Source organism: Kitasatospora sp. NPDC094016, from assembly GCF_040304045.1.
In the GTDB taxonomy this organism is placed as follows: Bacteria; Actinomycetota; Actinomycetes; order Streptomycetales; family Streptomycetaceae; genus Kitasatospora.
The window spans coordinates 145,599-158,377 of sequence record NZ_JBEOUK010000010.1; the positions used below are offsets into that span (position 1 = coordinate 145,599).

The 12,779-nt window shown below is 72.5% G+C and carries 8 protein-coding genes; 3 read left to right on the forward strand and 5 right to left on the reverse strand.

The annotated features are described in order from the left end of the window. Positions 1 to 304 precede the first annotated feature (304 nt). Positions 305 to 1,927, forward strand: coding sequence for a cytochrome bc1 complex cytochrome b subunit (gene qcrB / locus ABT015_RS12875; RefSeq protein ID WP_350878908.1), 1,623 nt, complete (start codon positions 305 to 307; stop codon positions 1,925 to 1,927). Between the two features lie 45 nt (positions 1,928 to 1,972). On the opposite strand, the gene ctaF is transcribed toward qcrB, so the two are convergent. The 5 genes from ctaF to ABT015_RS12900 all read right to left on the reverse strand — a co-directional run bounded on the left by ctaF (position 1,973) and on the right by ABT015_RS12900 (position 6,327). Continuing rightward, a complete protein-coding gene (ctaF, locus tag ABT015_RS12880) occupies positions 1,973 to 2,362 on the reverse strand; it encodes an aa3-type cytochrome oxidase subunit IV (protein WP_350878910.1) in 390 nt (129 codons plus the stop codon). Further along, entirely contained in the window at positions 2,359 to 4,038 is a 1,680-nt protein-coding gene (gene ctaD, locus ABT015_RS12885) for an aa3-type cytochrome oxidase subunit I (RefSeq protein ID WP_350878911.1), read from the reverse strand. The genes ctaF and ctaD overlap by 4 nt, the downstream gene beginning before the upstream one ends. Before the next feature lie 208 nt (positions 4,039 to 4,246). Continuing rightward, positions 4,247 to 4,726: an ATP-binding protein gene (locus ABT015_RS12890; RefSeq protein WP_350878913.1), complete on the reverse strand. Its 480-nt coding sequence runs from the start codon at positions 4,724 to 4,726 to the stop codon at positions 4,247 to 4,249. Between the two features lie 149 nt (positions 4,727 to 4,875). After that, positions 4,876 to 5,268 carry an STAS domain-containing protein gene (locus tag ABT015_RS12895; protein ID WP_350878915.1) on the reverse strand — a complete coding sequence of 131 codons (393 nt, stop codon included), beginning with the start codon at positions 5,266 to 5,268 and terminating at the stop codon, positions 4,876 to 4,878. Between the two features lie 117 nt (positions 5,269 to 5,385). Beyond that, positions 5,386 to 6,327, reverse strand: coding sequence for an RNA polymerase sigma factor SigF (locus ABT015_RS12900; protein WP_350878917.1), 942 nt, complete (start codon positions 6,325 to 6,327; stop codon positions 5,386 to 5,388). Positions 6,328 to 6,697: 370 nt separating this feature from the next. Between ABT015_RS12900 and ABT015_RS12905 the strand changes: the two genes are divergently transcribed. Together ABT015_RS12905 and ABT015_RS12910 are read left to right on the forward strand one after the other, a co-directional pair. Then, the gene (locus tag ABT015_RS12905) at positions 6,698 to 10,150 is read left to right on the forward strand and encodes a hybrid sensor histidine kinase/response regulator (RefSeq protein ID WP_502897294.1); all 3,453 of its coding nucleotides are present in this window, start codon (positions 6,698 to 6,700) and stop codon (positions 10,148 to 10,150) included. Between the two features lie 63 nt (positions 10,151 to 10,213). After that, on the forward strand, positions 10,214 to 12,751 hold the full coding sequence (locus tag ABT015_RS12910) for a SpoIIE family protein phosphatase (RefSeq protein WP_350878919.1): 2,538 nt from the start codon (positions 10,214 to 10,216) through the stop codon (positions 12,749 to 12,751). Positions 12,752 to 12,779: the final 28 nt, after the last annotated feature.

Here is a 12,779-nt window from a genome sequence, read left to right on the forward strand (position 1 = left end):
CCCCACCTGATGACCTTTCGCACCCATTCGACTACCCGCAGCCATCATTTCGTGAACGTCTCGACCGGAGCGCGGGCGTCCGTTCACGCCCGCCGTTCGTGGGCCGACCCGCCGCGTCCAGGCCGGGGCCCAGGGAGAATCCGCAGGTCAGCAGCCTGAAACCGGGCCCTGAGAGGGCGAAGGGCCATCGAGCCGGGGGCCGTCCGGGTGAAGCCCGGGGCGGCGGGCGAGCCCCGTCCGGCCAGCCCGCCGCCACGGGATATGGCTATCGGGACACACGATCGGAGCGGACGGGAGAAGCGGCGTGCGGCTGTCGAGGTGGAGGGCGCGGGCCGGGCGGCGGGCGGAGCGGGCCGCCCGGAACACGGCGGTCGCGCTGGACCGGCGGCTGCCGCTGTTCGACGGGGCCAAGGGCCTGCTCCGGAAGGTCTTTCCCGACCACTGGTCCTTCCTGCTCGGCGAGTTGGCGCTCTACACCTTCGTGCTGCTGCTGTTGACCGGCGTCTTCCTGACGTTCTTCTTCACACCGTCCATGGCCGAGACCGTGTACGCCGGAACGTACCCGCCGCTTCGCGGGGTGCGGATGTCCCAGGCGTACGCCTCGACGCTGTCGATCAGTTTCGACGTGCGCGGCGGCCTGCTGATCCGCCAGATCCACCACTGGGCGGCACTGGTGTTCACCGCCGCGATCTGTGCGCACCTGCTGCGCATCTTCCTCACCGGCGCGTTCCGCCGCCCCAGGGAGGTCAACTGGCTGGTGGGACTGACACTGTTCCAGCTCGCCCTGCTGGAGGGTTTCGCCGGCTACTCGCTGCCCGACGACCTGCTCTCCGGCACCGGTCTGCGCACGGCTCAGGGATTCATCCTGTCGGTCCCGCTGGTCGGCACCTACCTGAGCTTCTTCCTCTTCGGCGGGGAGCTTCCGGGGCACGACATCATCCCCCGCCTGTACAGCGCGCACATCCTGCTGCTGCCCGGTCTCCTGCTCGGCCTGATCACCGCGCACCTGATCCTGGTCTTCCACCTCAAGCACACCCAGTGGGCCGGGCCCGGGCGTACCGACCGCAACGTCGTCGGGAAGCCCCTCTTCCCGCACTTCAGCGTCCAGACGGCGGGCCTGATGGCGATGGTCTTCGGGGTGCTGGCGCTGGCCGCCGCCCTCGCCCAGATCAACCCGATCTGGCTGTACGGGCCCTACCGCCCCGACCAGGACTCCACCGACGCGCAGCCGGACTGGTACATGGGGTTCATCGAGGGGGCGCTGCGGCTGATGCCCGGGGCCGAGACACGGCTGTGGGGCCACACCGTCGCCTGGAACCCGCTGATTCCGGCCGTGCTGTTCCCGCTGCTGTTCTTCGCCGCCCTGTACGGCTATCCGTTCTTCGAGCGCTGGATCACCCCGGGCAGCGGCGAGCAGCACCTGTGCGACCGCCCCCGCAACCGGCAGACCCGGACGGCGCTGGGTGTCGCCGGGACGTGCTTCTACGTCGTGCTGCTGGTCGCCGGCGGCCAGGACGTCGTCGCCCGGGCACTGGACGTGCCGGTGGAGGGCCTGAACCGGTTCCTGCGGGTGGGCCTGTTCGTCGGGCCGGCGGCGGCCTTCTGGATCACCCGGCGCCTGTGCCTGGCCTTGCAGGAGCGGGACCTCGAACGGGTGACGGAGGGAGACGAGACCGGATTCGTGCACGAGGCCGTCGAGGGCGCCTTCCACGGCGAGCACCGGCCGCTCCCCACCGGCCTGCGCTACACGCTCGCCCTGCGCGACGCCCCGCTTCCCCTGCCGGCGCCGGGCGAGGGCGCCTCGCGGCGCGCACGGCTGCGGGCCGCCCTGAGCTCCTGGTACTACCGGGACAACGGGGAGACGGCGGTGGACGAGCCGCAGCCGGGGCCGCTCGCGTCCGCCGACGCGGGACGCGCTGAGCGGTGACCCCCGACGACCGACCGCTGCCAACCGACCGCCGACCGGCCGGACTCACTGCCCGCGCTGGGCGTGCTGGAAGACGAAGCCCAGGACGCCGGCGCCCGTCACGCCCGCTCCGATGAGGAGGAGCCACAAGGCGTACACCAGCCCCAGCCCGGTGACCGCGACGCCGGCCGCGGTGAGCAGCGGGTAGTAGCTGCGCGGGGCGAAGAACTCCAGCGGCCCGGCACCGGTGACGATCTCGGCGCCGGTGCGGTCCTGCGGCCGGCGGCCGCGGCGGGAGTACTGGGTCCGGAAGAAGAACGCGATCAGCGTGGACATCATGAAGGCCACGACCAGCGCCGCCTTGCCGGCAGGCTCCCGGGCGAACCAGCCGTAGATCGAAGCGGCGACGGCGAAGAACAGCGCGACGCCCGCGAACAGGTAGGACTCGGTCTTCACCGCGCGTTCTCCTCGCCTTCCAGCGCCGTGCGCGAATACTCCGGGTGGTGCAGGTCGAAGGCCGGGCCTTCGGAGCGGATGCGGGGCAGGGCGTGGAAGTTGTGGCGCGGCGGCGGGCAGGAGGTCGCCCATTCCAGGGAGCGCCCGTAGCCCCACGGGTCGTCCTCGGTGACCCGGACGCCGTACCTGGCGGTGCGCCACACGTTGTACAGGAAGGGCAGGGTCGACGCGCCCAGCAGGAACGCGCCGAGGGAGGAGACGGTGTTCAGGGTGGTGAAGCCGTCCGAGGGCAGGTAGTCGGCGTAGCGGCGCGGCATGCCCTGGGCGCCGAGCCAGTGCTGCACGAGGAAGGTGATCTGGAAGGCGGGCAGCAGCACCCAGAAGTGGATCCTTCCGAGGCGCTCGTCCAGCAGCCGACCGGTGATCTTGGGCCACCAGAAGTAGAAGCCGGCGAACATCGCGAACACGACCGTCCCGAACAGGACGTAGTGCAGGTGGGCGACCACGAAGTAGCTGTCGGTGACGTGGAAGTCGATCGGGGGCGCGGCCAGCAGGACGCCGGTCAGCCCGCCGAGGAGGAAGGTCACCAGGAAGCCGAGGGAGAACAGCATGGGCGTCTCGAAGGAGAGCGAGCCGTTCCACAGGGTGCCGATCCAGTTGAAGAACTTCACCCCGGTCGGCACCGCGATGAGCAGCGAGGCCAGCGAGAAGAACGGCAGCAGCACCTGGCCGGTGGCGAACATGTGGTGGGCCCACACGACCGCGGACAGCGCGGTGATCGCGATCGTGGCACCGATCAGTCCGTAGTAGCCGAAGACCGGCTTGCGGCTGAACACCGGGATGACCTCGGAGATGATGCCGAAGAACGGCAGCGCCACGATGTACACCTCGGGGTGGCCGAAGAACCAGAACAGGTGCTGCCACAGCATCGCCCCGCCGTTGGCCGGGTCGAAGACGTGGGCGCCCAGCTTGCGGTCCGCCTCCAGCGCGAACAGCGCCGCGGTCAGCGGGGTGAAGGCGAGCAGCGCGAGGATCGAGGTGAACAGCACGTTCCAGGTGAAGACCGGCATCCGGAACAGCGTCATGCCCGGTGCCCGCAGGCAGACGATGGTGGTGATGAAGTTGACGGCTCCCAGGATCGTGCTCAGGCCCGCCACGATCAGCCCCACGGCCCACAGGTCGGCGCCCGTTCCCGGGCTGTGGATCGACCCGTTCAGCGGGGCGTAGGCGAACCAGCCGAACGACGCGGCGCCGTCGGTGGTCAGGAAGCCCCCGACCACCATCAGGCCGCCGAACAGGTACACCCAGTACGTGAACGCGTTCAGCCGGGGGAACGCCACGTCCGGGGAACCGATCTGCAGCGGCATCACCGCGTTCGCGAAACCGGCGAACGTCGGTGTGGCGAACAGCAGCATCATGATCGTCCCGTGGATGGTGAACAGCTGGTTGTACTGCTCGTTGCTCACCACCTGCAGTCCCGGCCGCATGAGCTCCGCGCGCATGAGCATCGCCAGCAGCCCCGCGAACAGGAAGAACCCGAACGCCGTCGTCAGGTACAGGTTGCCGATGGCCTTGTGGTCGGTCGTGCTCAACCACCGCAGCACCGTCGAGCCTTGACGCCGTCGGGCCGCGCCGGGCGCCGGGCGGGCGGCGGCCCGCCGCCGGGTCTGCGCCATCCGCTTCCTCCTCCTGCCGGGGCCCGCCCGTACCCGCGGGGGAAGACGCGGAGACGCTCGCCGGGACACACGCTGTGGCGCCATGCAATCACCCGGCGTGGCAAGGTTCTCTGAACCGGAGTCGGCGTGGCGGCCCCGGCCGGGCGCGGATGACGAACTCGGCGCACCGGTGCGGTCCGGTGAGGCACCGTCTCAGGTCCGCGACGGATCAGCCGCGGGTCAGCCGCGAGGCGTCGAACTCGGCCCAGATCGTCTTCCCGTGGCTGTGCGGTTCGGCGCCCCACCGGTCGGCGGTCCGCTCCACGATGAACAGGCCGTGGCCGCCGGGGAGGGCCGGGTTGTGCGGGCGGCGCGGGGTGGGCAGGGTCGGGCTGCGGTCGCTGACCTCGGCCCGCAGGCGGGTCCCGGTGGCGTCCAGGACCAGTTCCAGCGGGCCGTCGCCGTGCAGCATGGCGTTGGCGACGAGCTCCGCCACCAGCAGGACGACGTCCGCGAGGGCGCCTTCGTCGACGCCGGGCCCGGCGGCGGACGCGTACCAGTCGTCGAGGGCGCGGGCGGTGAAGGTCCTGGCGTGGGCGACCGGCTTGGGGATGCCGGACAGGGTCAGCCGCCTGCGCTGGCCGCCGACGGGCAGCGCGGGGCCCGGCTGGTGCGGGTCGCCGTCCAGGGTTCCCCGGCTCATCGTCATGTGAGGACACCCTTTCGGATCGACGGCGGTCTCGCACGGTCGGTTTCCCGGCAGTTCTCGGATTATGCCCCGCGCCGGCGTCGAACCGGGGCCGGGGCGGGCGGCCGGCCCGCCTCGGGCCGAGGCCCTGGCGGCCCGAGTCGGGGCGGTCAGGCCGCCAGGGCCTCGTCGACCGAGTCGTGGATGGAGAACACCGCCTGCGCGCCGGTCAGTTCCAGGACCCGCATGACGGTGGGCGCCACGGCGGCCAGGTGCAGGTCCAACCCCTCCTCCGCCGCCGCGAGGCGGGTCTTGAGCAGGAGGTTCAGGCCGGAGGAGTCGCAGAAACCCACCCCGGCGAGGTCGATCACCACCGCGCCGCGGCGCTGCGCGACCACGCTGGTGAGCAGGTTGGCGGCCGAGGCGAGCGTCTCGATGTCGAGGTCGCCCACGAGGGCGCACACCACCGCGCCGGAGGCCGTGGCACGGGTCTCGACCACCAGTTCCGCGGGGCGCGGGGACGCTGCCGGCGCGGCGGCCGCCCGAACGTCGTCGAATGGCATCATCGTCGTCTCCTCCATGTCCATGCCTTCCGACCATACGGAGGTTGTGCCGGACTGCCAAACACGGGGGTGTGCGCCCGGCTTGGTCCTGCCCGGGGCTCGTGCGGCGACGCATCCTCAGCCGTCCTCCAGCCCGTCGTGCAGGTGCCGCAGGGTGCGGCTGAGCAGCCGGGAGACGTGCATCTGGGACAGCCCGAGGCGGGCGCCGATCTGCGACTGCGTCATGTCCTCGCAGAAGCGCATGGACAGGATGAGCCGCTGCCGCTCCGGCAGGTCGGCGATGAGCGGCTTGAGCGCCACCAGGTCGTCGACGAGGGCGAGGTCCCGGTCGTCCTCGCCGAGCCGTTCGCCCAGCGGGCCGGGGGCGTCGTCGTTGCTGCCGCCGAGGTCCAGGGAGCCGGCGGTGTGCGCGTTCGCGGCGGTCAGCCCTTCGACGACCTCCTCGGGGGAGAGCGCGAGGTGCTCGGCCAGTTCGGCGACCGTGGGGGCCCGGTCCAGGTCCTGCGACAGGCGTTCCTGCGCCTTGGCCAGGAGGATGCGCAGCTCCTGGAGGCGGCGCGGCACGTGGACGGCCCACGTGGTGTCGCGGAAGTGGCGCCGGATCTCGCCGAGGACGGTCGGTATGGCGAAGGTGGTGAACTCGACGCCGAGGTCGGGGTCGAAGCGGTCGATGGCCTTGATCAGGCCGACCGCGCCGACCTGGAGCAGGTCCTCCTGCGGCTCGCGGTGCGAGTTGAAGCGGCGGACCGCGAACCTCACCAGGGACAGGTTCGTCTCGACCAGGGTGGCGCGGACGTACGAGTACTCCTTCGTCCCCTCCTCCAGCGTGCGGAGCCGGCGCAGCAGCACCTTGTTGAGCTCGCGCGCGTCGGCCGGCGCGATCTCCCGCAGGTCATCGGCGTCGGCGAGCTCCGGCGGGAGCAGGTCCCGAAGCCCTCCGGCCTCGGTGGGTTCCGGCGAAGGCAGGTCCCAGGACTCTCCGGCAGGAGCGGCCGTGCGGGACGGACCTCCCGTCGACGGGTGGGCGGAGGCGGGCAGTTCCCCAGTGGTCGTGGCCATCGGACTCCCTCTCTCGTGCTCTCTCGTGTCGGCGCGGTCTGCCCCCCGGTACCCCGTGTCGGCGGATCGATGCAGCCGCCCCCCGTGGAGGTTTCGTGAAGCCCGCACCGGCTCCGGGGAGGCCGACGGCCTGCCCGGGGCACGAACGCGCGTCCGGGCGACGGACGGGACGCACGGCGGGACGCACGGCCGGGCGCACGGCCGGGCGCACGGCCGGGCGGCAACCGTTGTCCGGCGGTGTGCGGGCTGCGGTAGCCTCCGAGGGCGGTACCACACCTGGAACGACGGCCAGGTCCCCCGGCCCGTCCTTCGGGGTGCCCACGACCGGATTCGGGCCAGTCGGCCCGGCGTTCCACGGAGGCGACGTTCGATGGCTGGCCCGACCCCGTCCCGCGACTCACAGCACCGCCCCCACGAGGGGGCGGGCGCCGCGCAGGTGGGCGAGCCGGAACTGCGGTTGCTGCTGGCCGGGTTGACGGCGGTGCGCGACGGCGATTTCAGCACCAAGCTGCCGGGTGACGGGGACGGGCTGCTGGGCGAGATCGCCACGGTGTTCAACGGGATGGTCGACCAACTGTCGCGGTTCACCTCGGAGGTGACCAGGGTCGCCCGCGAGGTCGGCACCGAGGGCCGGCTCGGCGGCCAGGCCCAGGTGCCCGGGGTGTCGGGCACCTGGGAGGACCTGACCGACTCGGTCAACGCGATGGCGGGCAATCTCACCACCCAGGTGCGGGACATCGCCCAGGTCGCCACCGCGGTGGCCAAGGGGGACCTGTCGCAGAAGATCACCGTCGATGCCCGGGGCGAGATCCTGGAGCTGAAGAACACCGTCAACACGATGGTCGACCAGCTGTCCTCGTTCGCCGGTGAGGTGACCCGGGTGGCGCGGGAGGTCGGCACCGAGGGCATCCTCGGCGGCCAGGCCGACGTGAAGGGCGTCTCGGGGACGTGGCGCGACCTCACGGACTCGGTGAACTTCATGGCCGGCAACCTCACCGGCCAGGTCCGCGCGATCGCCCAGGTGGCCACGGCGGTCGCGCGCGGGGACCTGTCGCAGAAGATCACCGTCACCGCGCGCGGCGAGATCCTGGAGCTGAAGGAGACCATCAACACGATGGTCGACCAGCTGTCCTCCTTCGCCGACGAGGTGACCAGGGTCGCCCGGGAGGTCGGCACCGAGGGCCGGCTCGGCGGCCAGGCCGAGGTGGAGGGCGTCTCCGGCACCTGGAAGCGCCTCACCGAGAACGTCAACGAGCTGGCCGGCAACCTCACCCGGCAGGTCCGCGCGATCGCCGAGGTCACCAGCGCCGTCGCCGCCGGCGACCTCACCCGCTCGATCAGCGTGGACGCCTCCGGCGAGGTCGCCGACCTCAAGGACAACATCAACGCCATGGTCGGCTCCCTGCGCGAGACCACCCGCGCCAACGAGGAGCAGGACTGGCTCAAGACCAACCTCGCCAGCTTCTCGGCCCTGATGCAGGGCCGGCGCGACCTCGGGGTCGTCGCCGAGTCCGTCATGGACGAACTCGCCCCCCTGGTCGGCGCGCAGTGCGGCGTCTTCTACCTCGCCGAGGACAGCCCCGTCGGGACGGTGCTCCAGCTGGTCGGCTCCTACGCCTTCCCCGACGGCGAGCGCCCCACCCGCTTCCGCCTCGGCGAGTCGTTCGTCGGCCAGGCCGCGCGCAGCCGGCGCGCCATCACCGTCGACTCGCTGCCGCCGGACTACCTGGCCGCCGCCTCCGGCCTCGGCCGCACCGGGGCGCTGTCCCTGGTGGTGCTGCCCATCGTGGTCGAGGACCAGGTCCTCGGCGTCATCGAACTGGCCTCCGTCCAGCCGTTCACCCAGGTCCACCTGGACTTCCTCGACCAGCTCATGGAGACCATCGGCGTCAACGTCAACACCATCATCGCCAACGCCCGCACCGACGAGCTGCTCGACGAGTCCCAGCGGCTCACCGCCGAACTCCAGGTCCGCTCACAGGAGTTGCAGGCGCGTCGGGACGAGTTGCAGGCCTCCAACGCCGAGCTGGAGGAGAAGGCCGACCTGCTGGCGGCGCAGAACCGGGACATCGAGACCAAGAACCTGGAGATCGAACAGGCCCGCCAGGAACTGGAGGAGCGCGCCCACCAGCTGTCCCTCGCCTCGAAGTACAAGTCGGAGTTCCTGGCCAACATGAGCCACGAACTGCGCACCCCCCTCAACAGCCTGCTCATCCTCGCCCAGCTGCTCGCCCAGAACCCCACCCGCAACCTGACCGCCAAGCAGGTCGAGTACGCCGGGATCATCCACTCCGCCGGCTCCGACCTGCTCCAGCTGATCAACGACATCCTCGACCTGTCCAAGGTCGAGGCCGGAAAGATGGACCTCAACATCGAGGCGGTGCCGCTGCGCGCGCTGCTCGACTACGTCGAAGCCACCTTCCGCCCGCTGACCAGCCAGAAGAACCTCGCCTTCACGGTGCGGACGGTCCAGCAGATCCCCGCCGAACTCCTCACCGACGACTACCGGTTGCGCCAGGTGCTGCGCAATCTGCTGTCCAACGCCGTCAAGTTCACCGAGCAGGGCCGGGTCGAACTGCGCATCGAGCCCGCCGACGAGACCGACCTGCCCGACGCCGTCCGGCGCGGCGGCCCGGTGCTCGCCTTCCACGTGAGCGACACCGGAGTCGGCATCGCCCCCCAGCACGTGGAGAGCGTCTTCGGCGCCTTCCAGCAGGCCGACGGCACCACCAGCCGCAAGTACGGCGGCACCGGCCTCGGACTGTCCATCAGCCGCGAGATCGCCTACCTGCTGGGCGGCGCGATCACGGTGGAGAGCACCCTGGGCCGGGGCAGCACCTTCACCCTCTACGTCCCCGCGACCCGCCCCGACCTGGCCGAGAACGGCGCCGACGGGGCCCGCAGGGCGCTGGGCACCGGAAGCACCGGAGCGTCCGAGGCCCCGGAGCGCGTCCCCTCGCCTCCCGCCACCGGTCAACCGCGGCGCCTGCTCGTGGTCGAGGGCCGCCCCAACGGCCTGCTGTCCCTGGTGGCGGAGAACGCCGTCGCCGACGTCGCCCGCTCCGCCGGCGCCCAGCGCCGGGTCGAGATAGTCACCACGGTCGGCGCCCCGGAGGCCGCCACTGCGCTCGCCACCGCCCCGTACCACTGCGTCGTCCTGGAGCTCGACCTGCCGGACAGCGCGGCGGCCACGCTCCTGGCGGAGATGGAACACGACCCGGCCCTGCACACCGTCCCGGTGCTGGCCCACAACAGCCGGGGCGTCACCACCGGCGACGAGCACGCCGTCCGCCGGAAGGGGGAACGGCCGCTGGAGCTCATCTCCAGCCTCGACGAGCTGCGCGAACGCATCGCCCTCCACATGAGCGCCGACGGGCCCGGGCGCGTCCTGCCCCCGGCGCGCCGCACGGACGGGAACCCCGCCCGGGGCCGCGGAGCCGACCCGGTGCTCTCCGGCCGCACCGCGCTGGTGGTCGACGACGACGACCGCAACCTCTTCGCGATCACCAGCATCCTGGAGCTGCGCGGCATGCGGGTCCTCCAGGCCGAGAACGGGCTCGCCGCGCTCGAAGCCCTCGGCGCACACCCCGGGATCGACGTGATCCTGATGGACGTGATGATGCCCGAGATGGACGGCTACACCGCCACCGCGGCGATCCGCGCCATGCCCGAGCACGAGGGGCTGCCGATCATCGCGGTCACCGCCAAGGCCATGATCGGCGACCGGGAGAAGAGCCTGGCCTCGGGAGCCAGCGACTACATCACCAAGCCGGTGGACGCCGACGAGGTGATCGGCAGGATCAGGGACCACCTCACCCGGTAGTCGCCCTGCTCCGTGCCCCTCACATCCCCGCGCCGACCGTCCAGACCTCAGGAGCCGACAACCGTGCACCACCCGCAGGAGCCGCGCGCCACGGACCGCCCCGCAGCGGTCGGACCGGCCGACACGCCGAGGGTCGGAGCGCAGCGGCGCGCCGCCGAGGCGCAGGCGGCGGCCCGGGCCCGCTCCGGAGGCGAGTCCGCGGCGGTCGACCGGCTCGCCACCACGGTGGATCGGCTCAGGCTGGAACTGGAACAGGCCCAGGCCCAGGCGGCGGGCCGCGCCGTCGTCGAGATGGGCGTCGGCGTGCTGGTGGAACGCCTGCGGTGCGGGCCCACCGAGGCCGCCAGGCAGCTGGAGAGCCTCGCGGAGCAGGCCGGGGTGACGGTCCTGGCGCTCGCCGCCGACCTGGTCAACCAGGCCGCGGCGGACGAGATCTCCGCCCTCGCCCGCGAGTTCGTCGCCGACGCCTCGGTTCCCCCCACCGAAGCGGTGGCCGTGCGGCTGCGCAGTGCCCAGGCGGACGTGCTCGCGAGCGGTGACGCCGCGGCGGCGGCGCGTTCCATGCTGGAGCACGCGCTGCGACCGCTCGGCGCCGCCGCCGTCGCCATCTGGGCCGCCCACCCGGACCTCTCCCTGTCGCTGGCGGGCAGCGCGGGCTTCCCGGAGGAGGAGGCACGCCGCTGGCGCCACGTCCCGCCGGGCGTGCCGACACCCGCCCGCCGGGCCCTGGACGAGCGCGCGGCGGTCGGCTACCCGACGCTCGCCGGCGCCTCGCTGCCCTCGATCGGCCAGCACGAGATCCACGGCGGCCGGCTCGCCGTCCCGGCCGGCGTCGGCGGGCGGCTCATCGGCGTCCTGGAGATCTGCTGGCCCGACACGCTGCCCGAGCGCTCCCAGCCGCTCCAACGCCAGTTCGAGGCGCTCGCCGAGCTGGCCGCCACCACGCTGGAGTCCTGGAGCGGGCAGGAGCCGGCCGCCTGCGACCCGGCCGACGCGCAGTTCGGCGAACTGCGGCAGCTCACGGACGGCCTGCTCGACCCGTGCATGATCCTGCGGGCGGCGCCGGACAGCGACGAGCTCCCGCCCCGGTTCGTGATCCGGCACCTCAACCCGGCCTTCGTCGACTTCGCCGGCCGGCCCACCGGCGTGCTCACCGGCACCCGCCTGCTGGAGGCGTACCCGCTGGCGGCCGAACCGGGCGGCCTGGCCGACAAGGTCGAACACGTCTTCGCCACCGGGGAGCCCTTCCGCGCCCAGGACATGCGGCTCGCCGCCCTGGTCGACGGAGTACCGCTGACCACCCGGGCGCAGGTGAGCATCAGCCGGCACGGCAGCCACCTCGCGGTCGTCTGGCGCCTCGACGACGGCACCCCGCGCGTCGCCCGCCTGCTGCAGCACGCCCAGCGGCTCGGCCGGATCGGCGGTTTCGAGGAGAACCTGCGGACCCGCCAGATCGCCTGGAACGAGACGGTGTTCGAGCTGCACGGGCTGCCGCCCACCGCCGCGCCCCTCGCCCTCGACCAGCTCCCCGACCGCGCCCACCCGGACGACCGCCACGCCATCGACCGGTTCCTGCGCACCCTCCTGCACCACCAGCGCCCGGCCTCCACCGCCTTCCGCCTCCAGCGGCCGGACGGCGTCACCCGCCACATCCGCGTCGTCGCGGAGCCCGTCCGCGATCCCGGCAGCGGACGCGACAGCGGGCTCGGCGGCAGGCTCGACAGCGATCCCGGCGGCGGCCTCGGCACCGGGCTCGGCACCGTCCGCGGCGCCTACCAGGACATCTCCGCCCAGCACTGGACGGAGGTCGCACTCGCCGCCACCCGCGACCAGCTCGCGCAGAGCGAGCAGCAGGCGGCCGAGCGCAGCCGCCTCGCCCTCCAGCTCCAGCACGCCATCATGCCGCCCACCCGGGGCCCGCTGGACCTGCACGACCTGAGCGTCGCCGTGCGCTACCGCCCGGCGGAGAAGGACCACCTGGTCGGCGGGGACTGGTACGACACCCTCGCCCTGCCCTCGGGAGACGTCCTGCTGTGCGTGGGCGACGTCTCCGGGCACGGCATCGAGGCCGCCACCGGCATGGTCGCGCTGCGCAACGCCCTGCGCGGCCTGGCCGCCACCGGCGCCGGGCCGGCCCAGCTGCTGAGCTGGCTCAACAGCGTCACCCACCACCTGACCGACAACGTCACGGCCACCGCGGTGTGCGGTCTCTACGAACCCGCGACCCGCCGGTTGCGGTGGGCCCGCGCCGGGCACCCGCCGCCGGTCCTGCTGCGCGGCGGGCGGGCGGACATCCTGCCCCAGCTGGGCGGCATCCTCCTCGGCGCGATCGGCCACGCCGACTACGAGCAGGGCGAGCTCGTCCTGGAGGCGGGCGACACGCTGGTGATGTACACCGACGGGCTCATCGAGCGCCGCGACGAATCCCTCCAGGCGTCGCTGACCAGCCTGACGGCCCTCGCCGAGGAGTCCCGCACCGGGTCCGCCGCCGGGTCGACCACCGGCTCGGCCAAGCTCGAAGAGCTCCTGGACCACCTGCTGCGCTACAGCAACGCCGACACCGACGACGACACCTGCCTGGTCGGAGTGATGGTGCGGTGAGGGTGCGGTAGCGGTCGAACCGCCACGA

Coding starts and splice junctions, on each gene's coding strand:
- ABT015_RS12900 (WP_350878917.1), bottom strand. CDS start 6,327: ATGGCCACGACCACTGGGGAACTGCCCGCCTCCGCCCACCCGTCGACG.
- ABT015_RS12890 (WP_350878913.1), bottom strand. CDS start 4,726: ATGACGATGAGCCGGGGAACCCTGGACGGCGACCCGCACCAGCCGGGC.
- ctaD (WP_350878911.1), bottom strand. CDS start 4,038: ATGGCGCAGACCCGGCGGCGGGCCGCCGCCCGCCCGGCGCCCGGCGCG.
- ABT015_RS12905 (WP_502897294.1), top strand. CDS start 6,698: ATGGCTGGCCCGACCCCGTCCCGCGACTCACAGCACCGCCCCCACGAG.
- ABT015_RS12895 (WP_350878915.1), bottom strand. CDS start 5,268: ATGCCATTCGACGACGTTCGGGCGGCCGCCGCGCCGGCAGCGTCCCCG.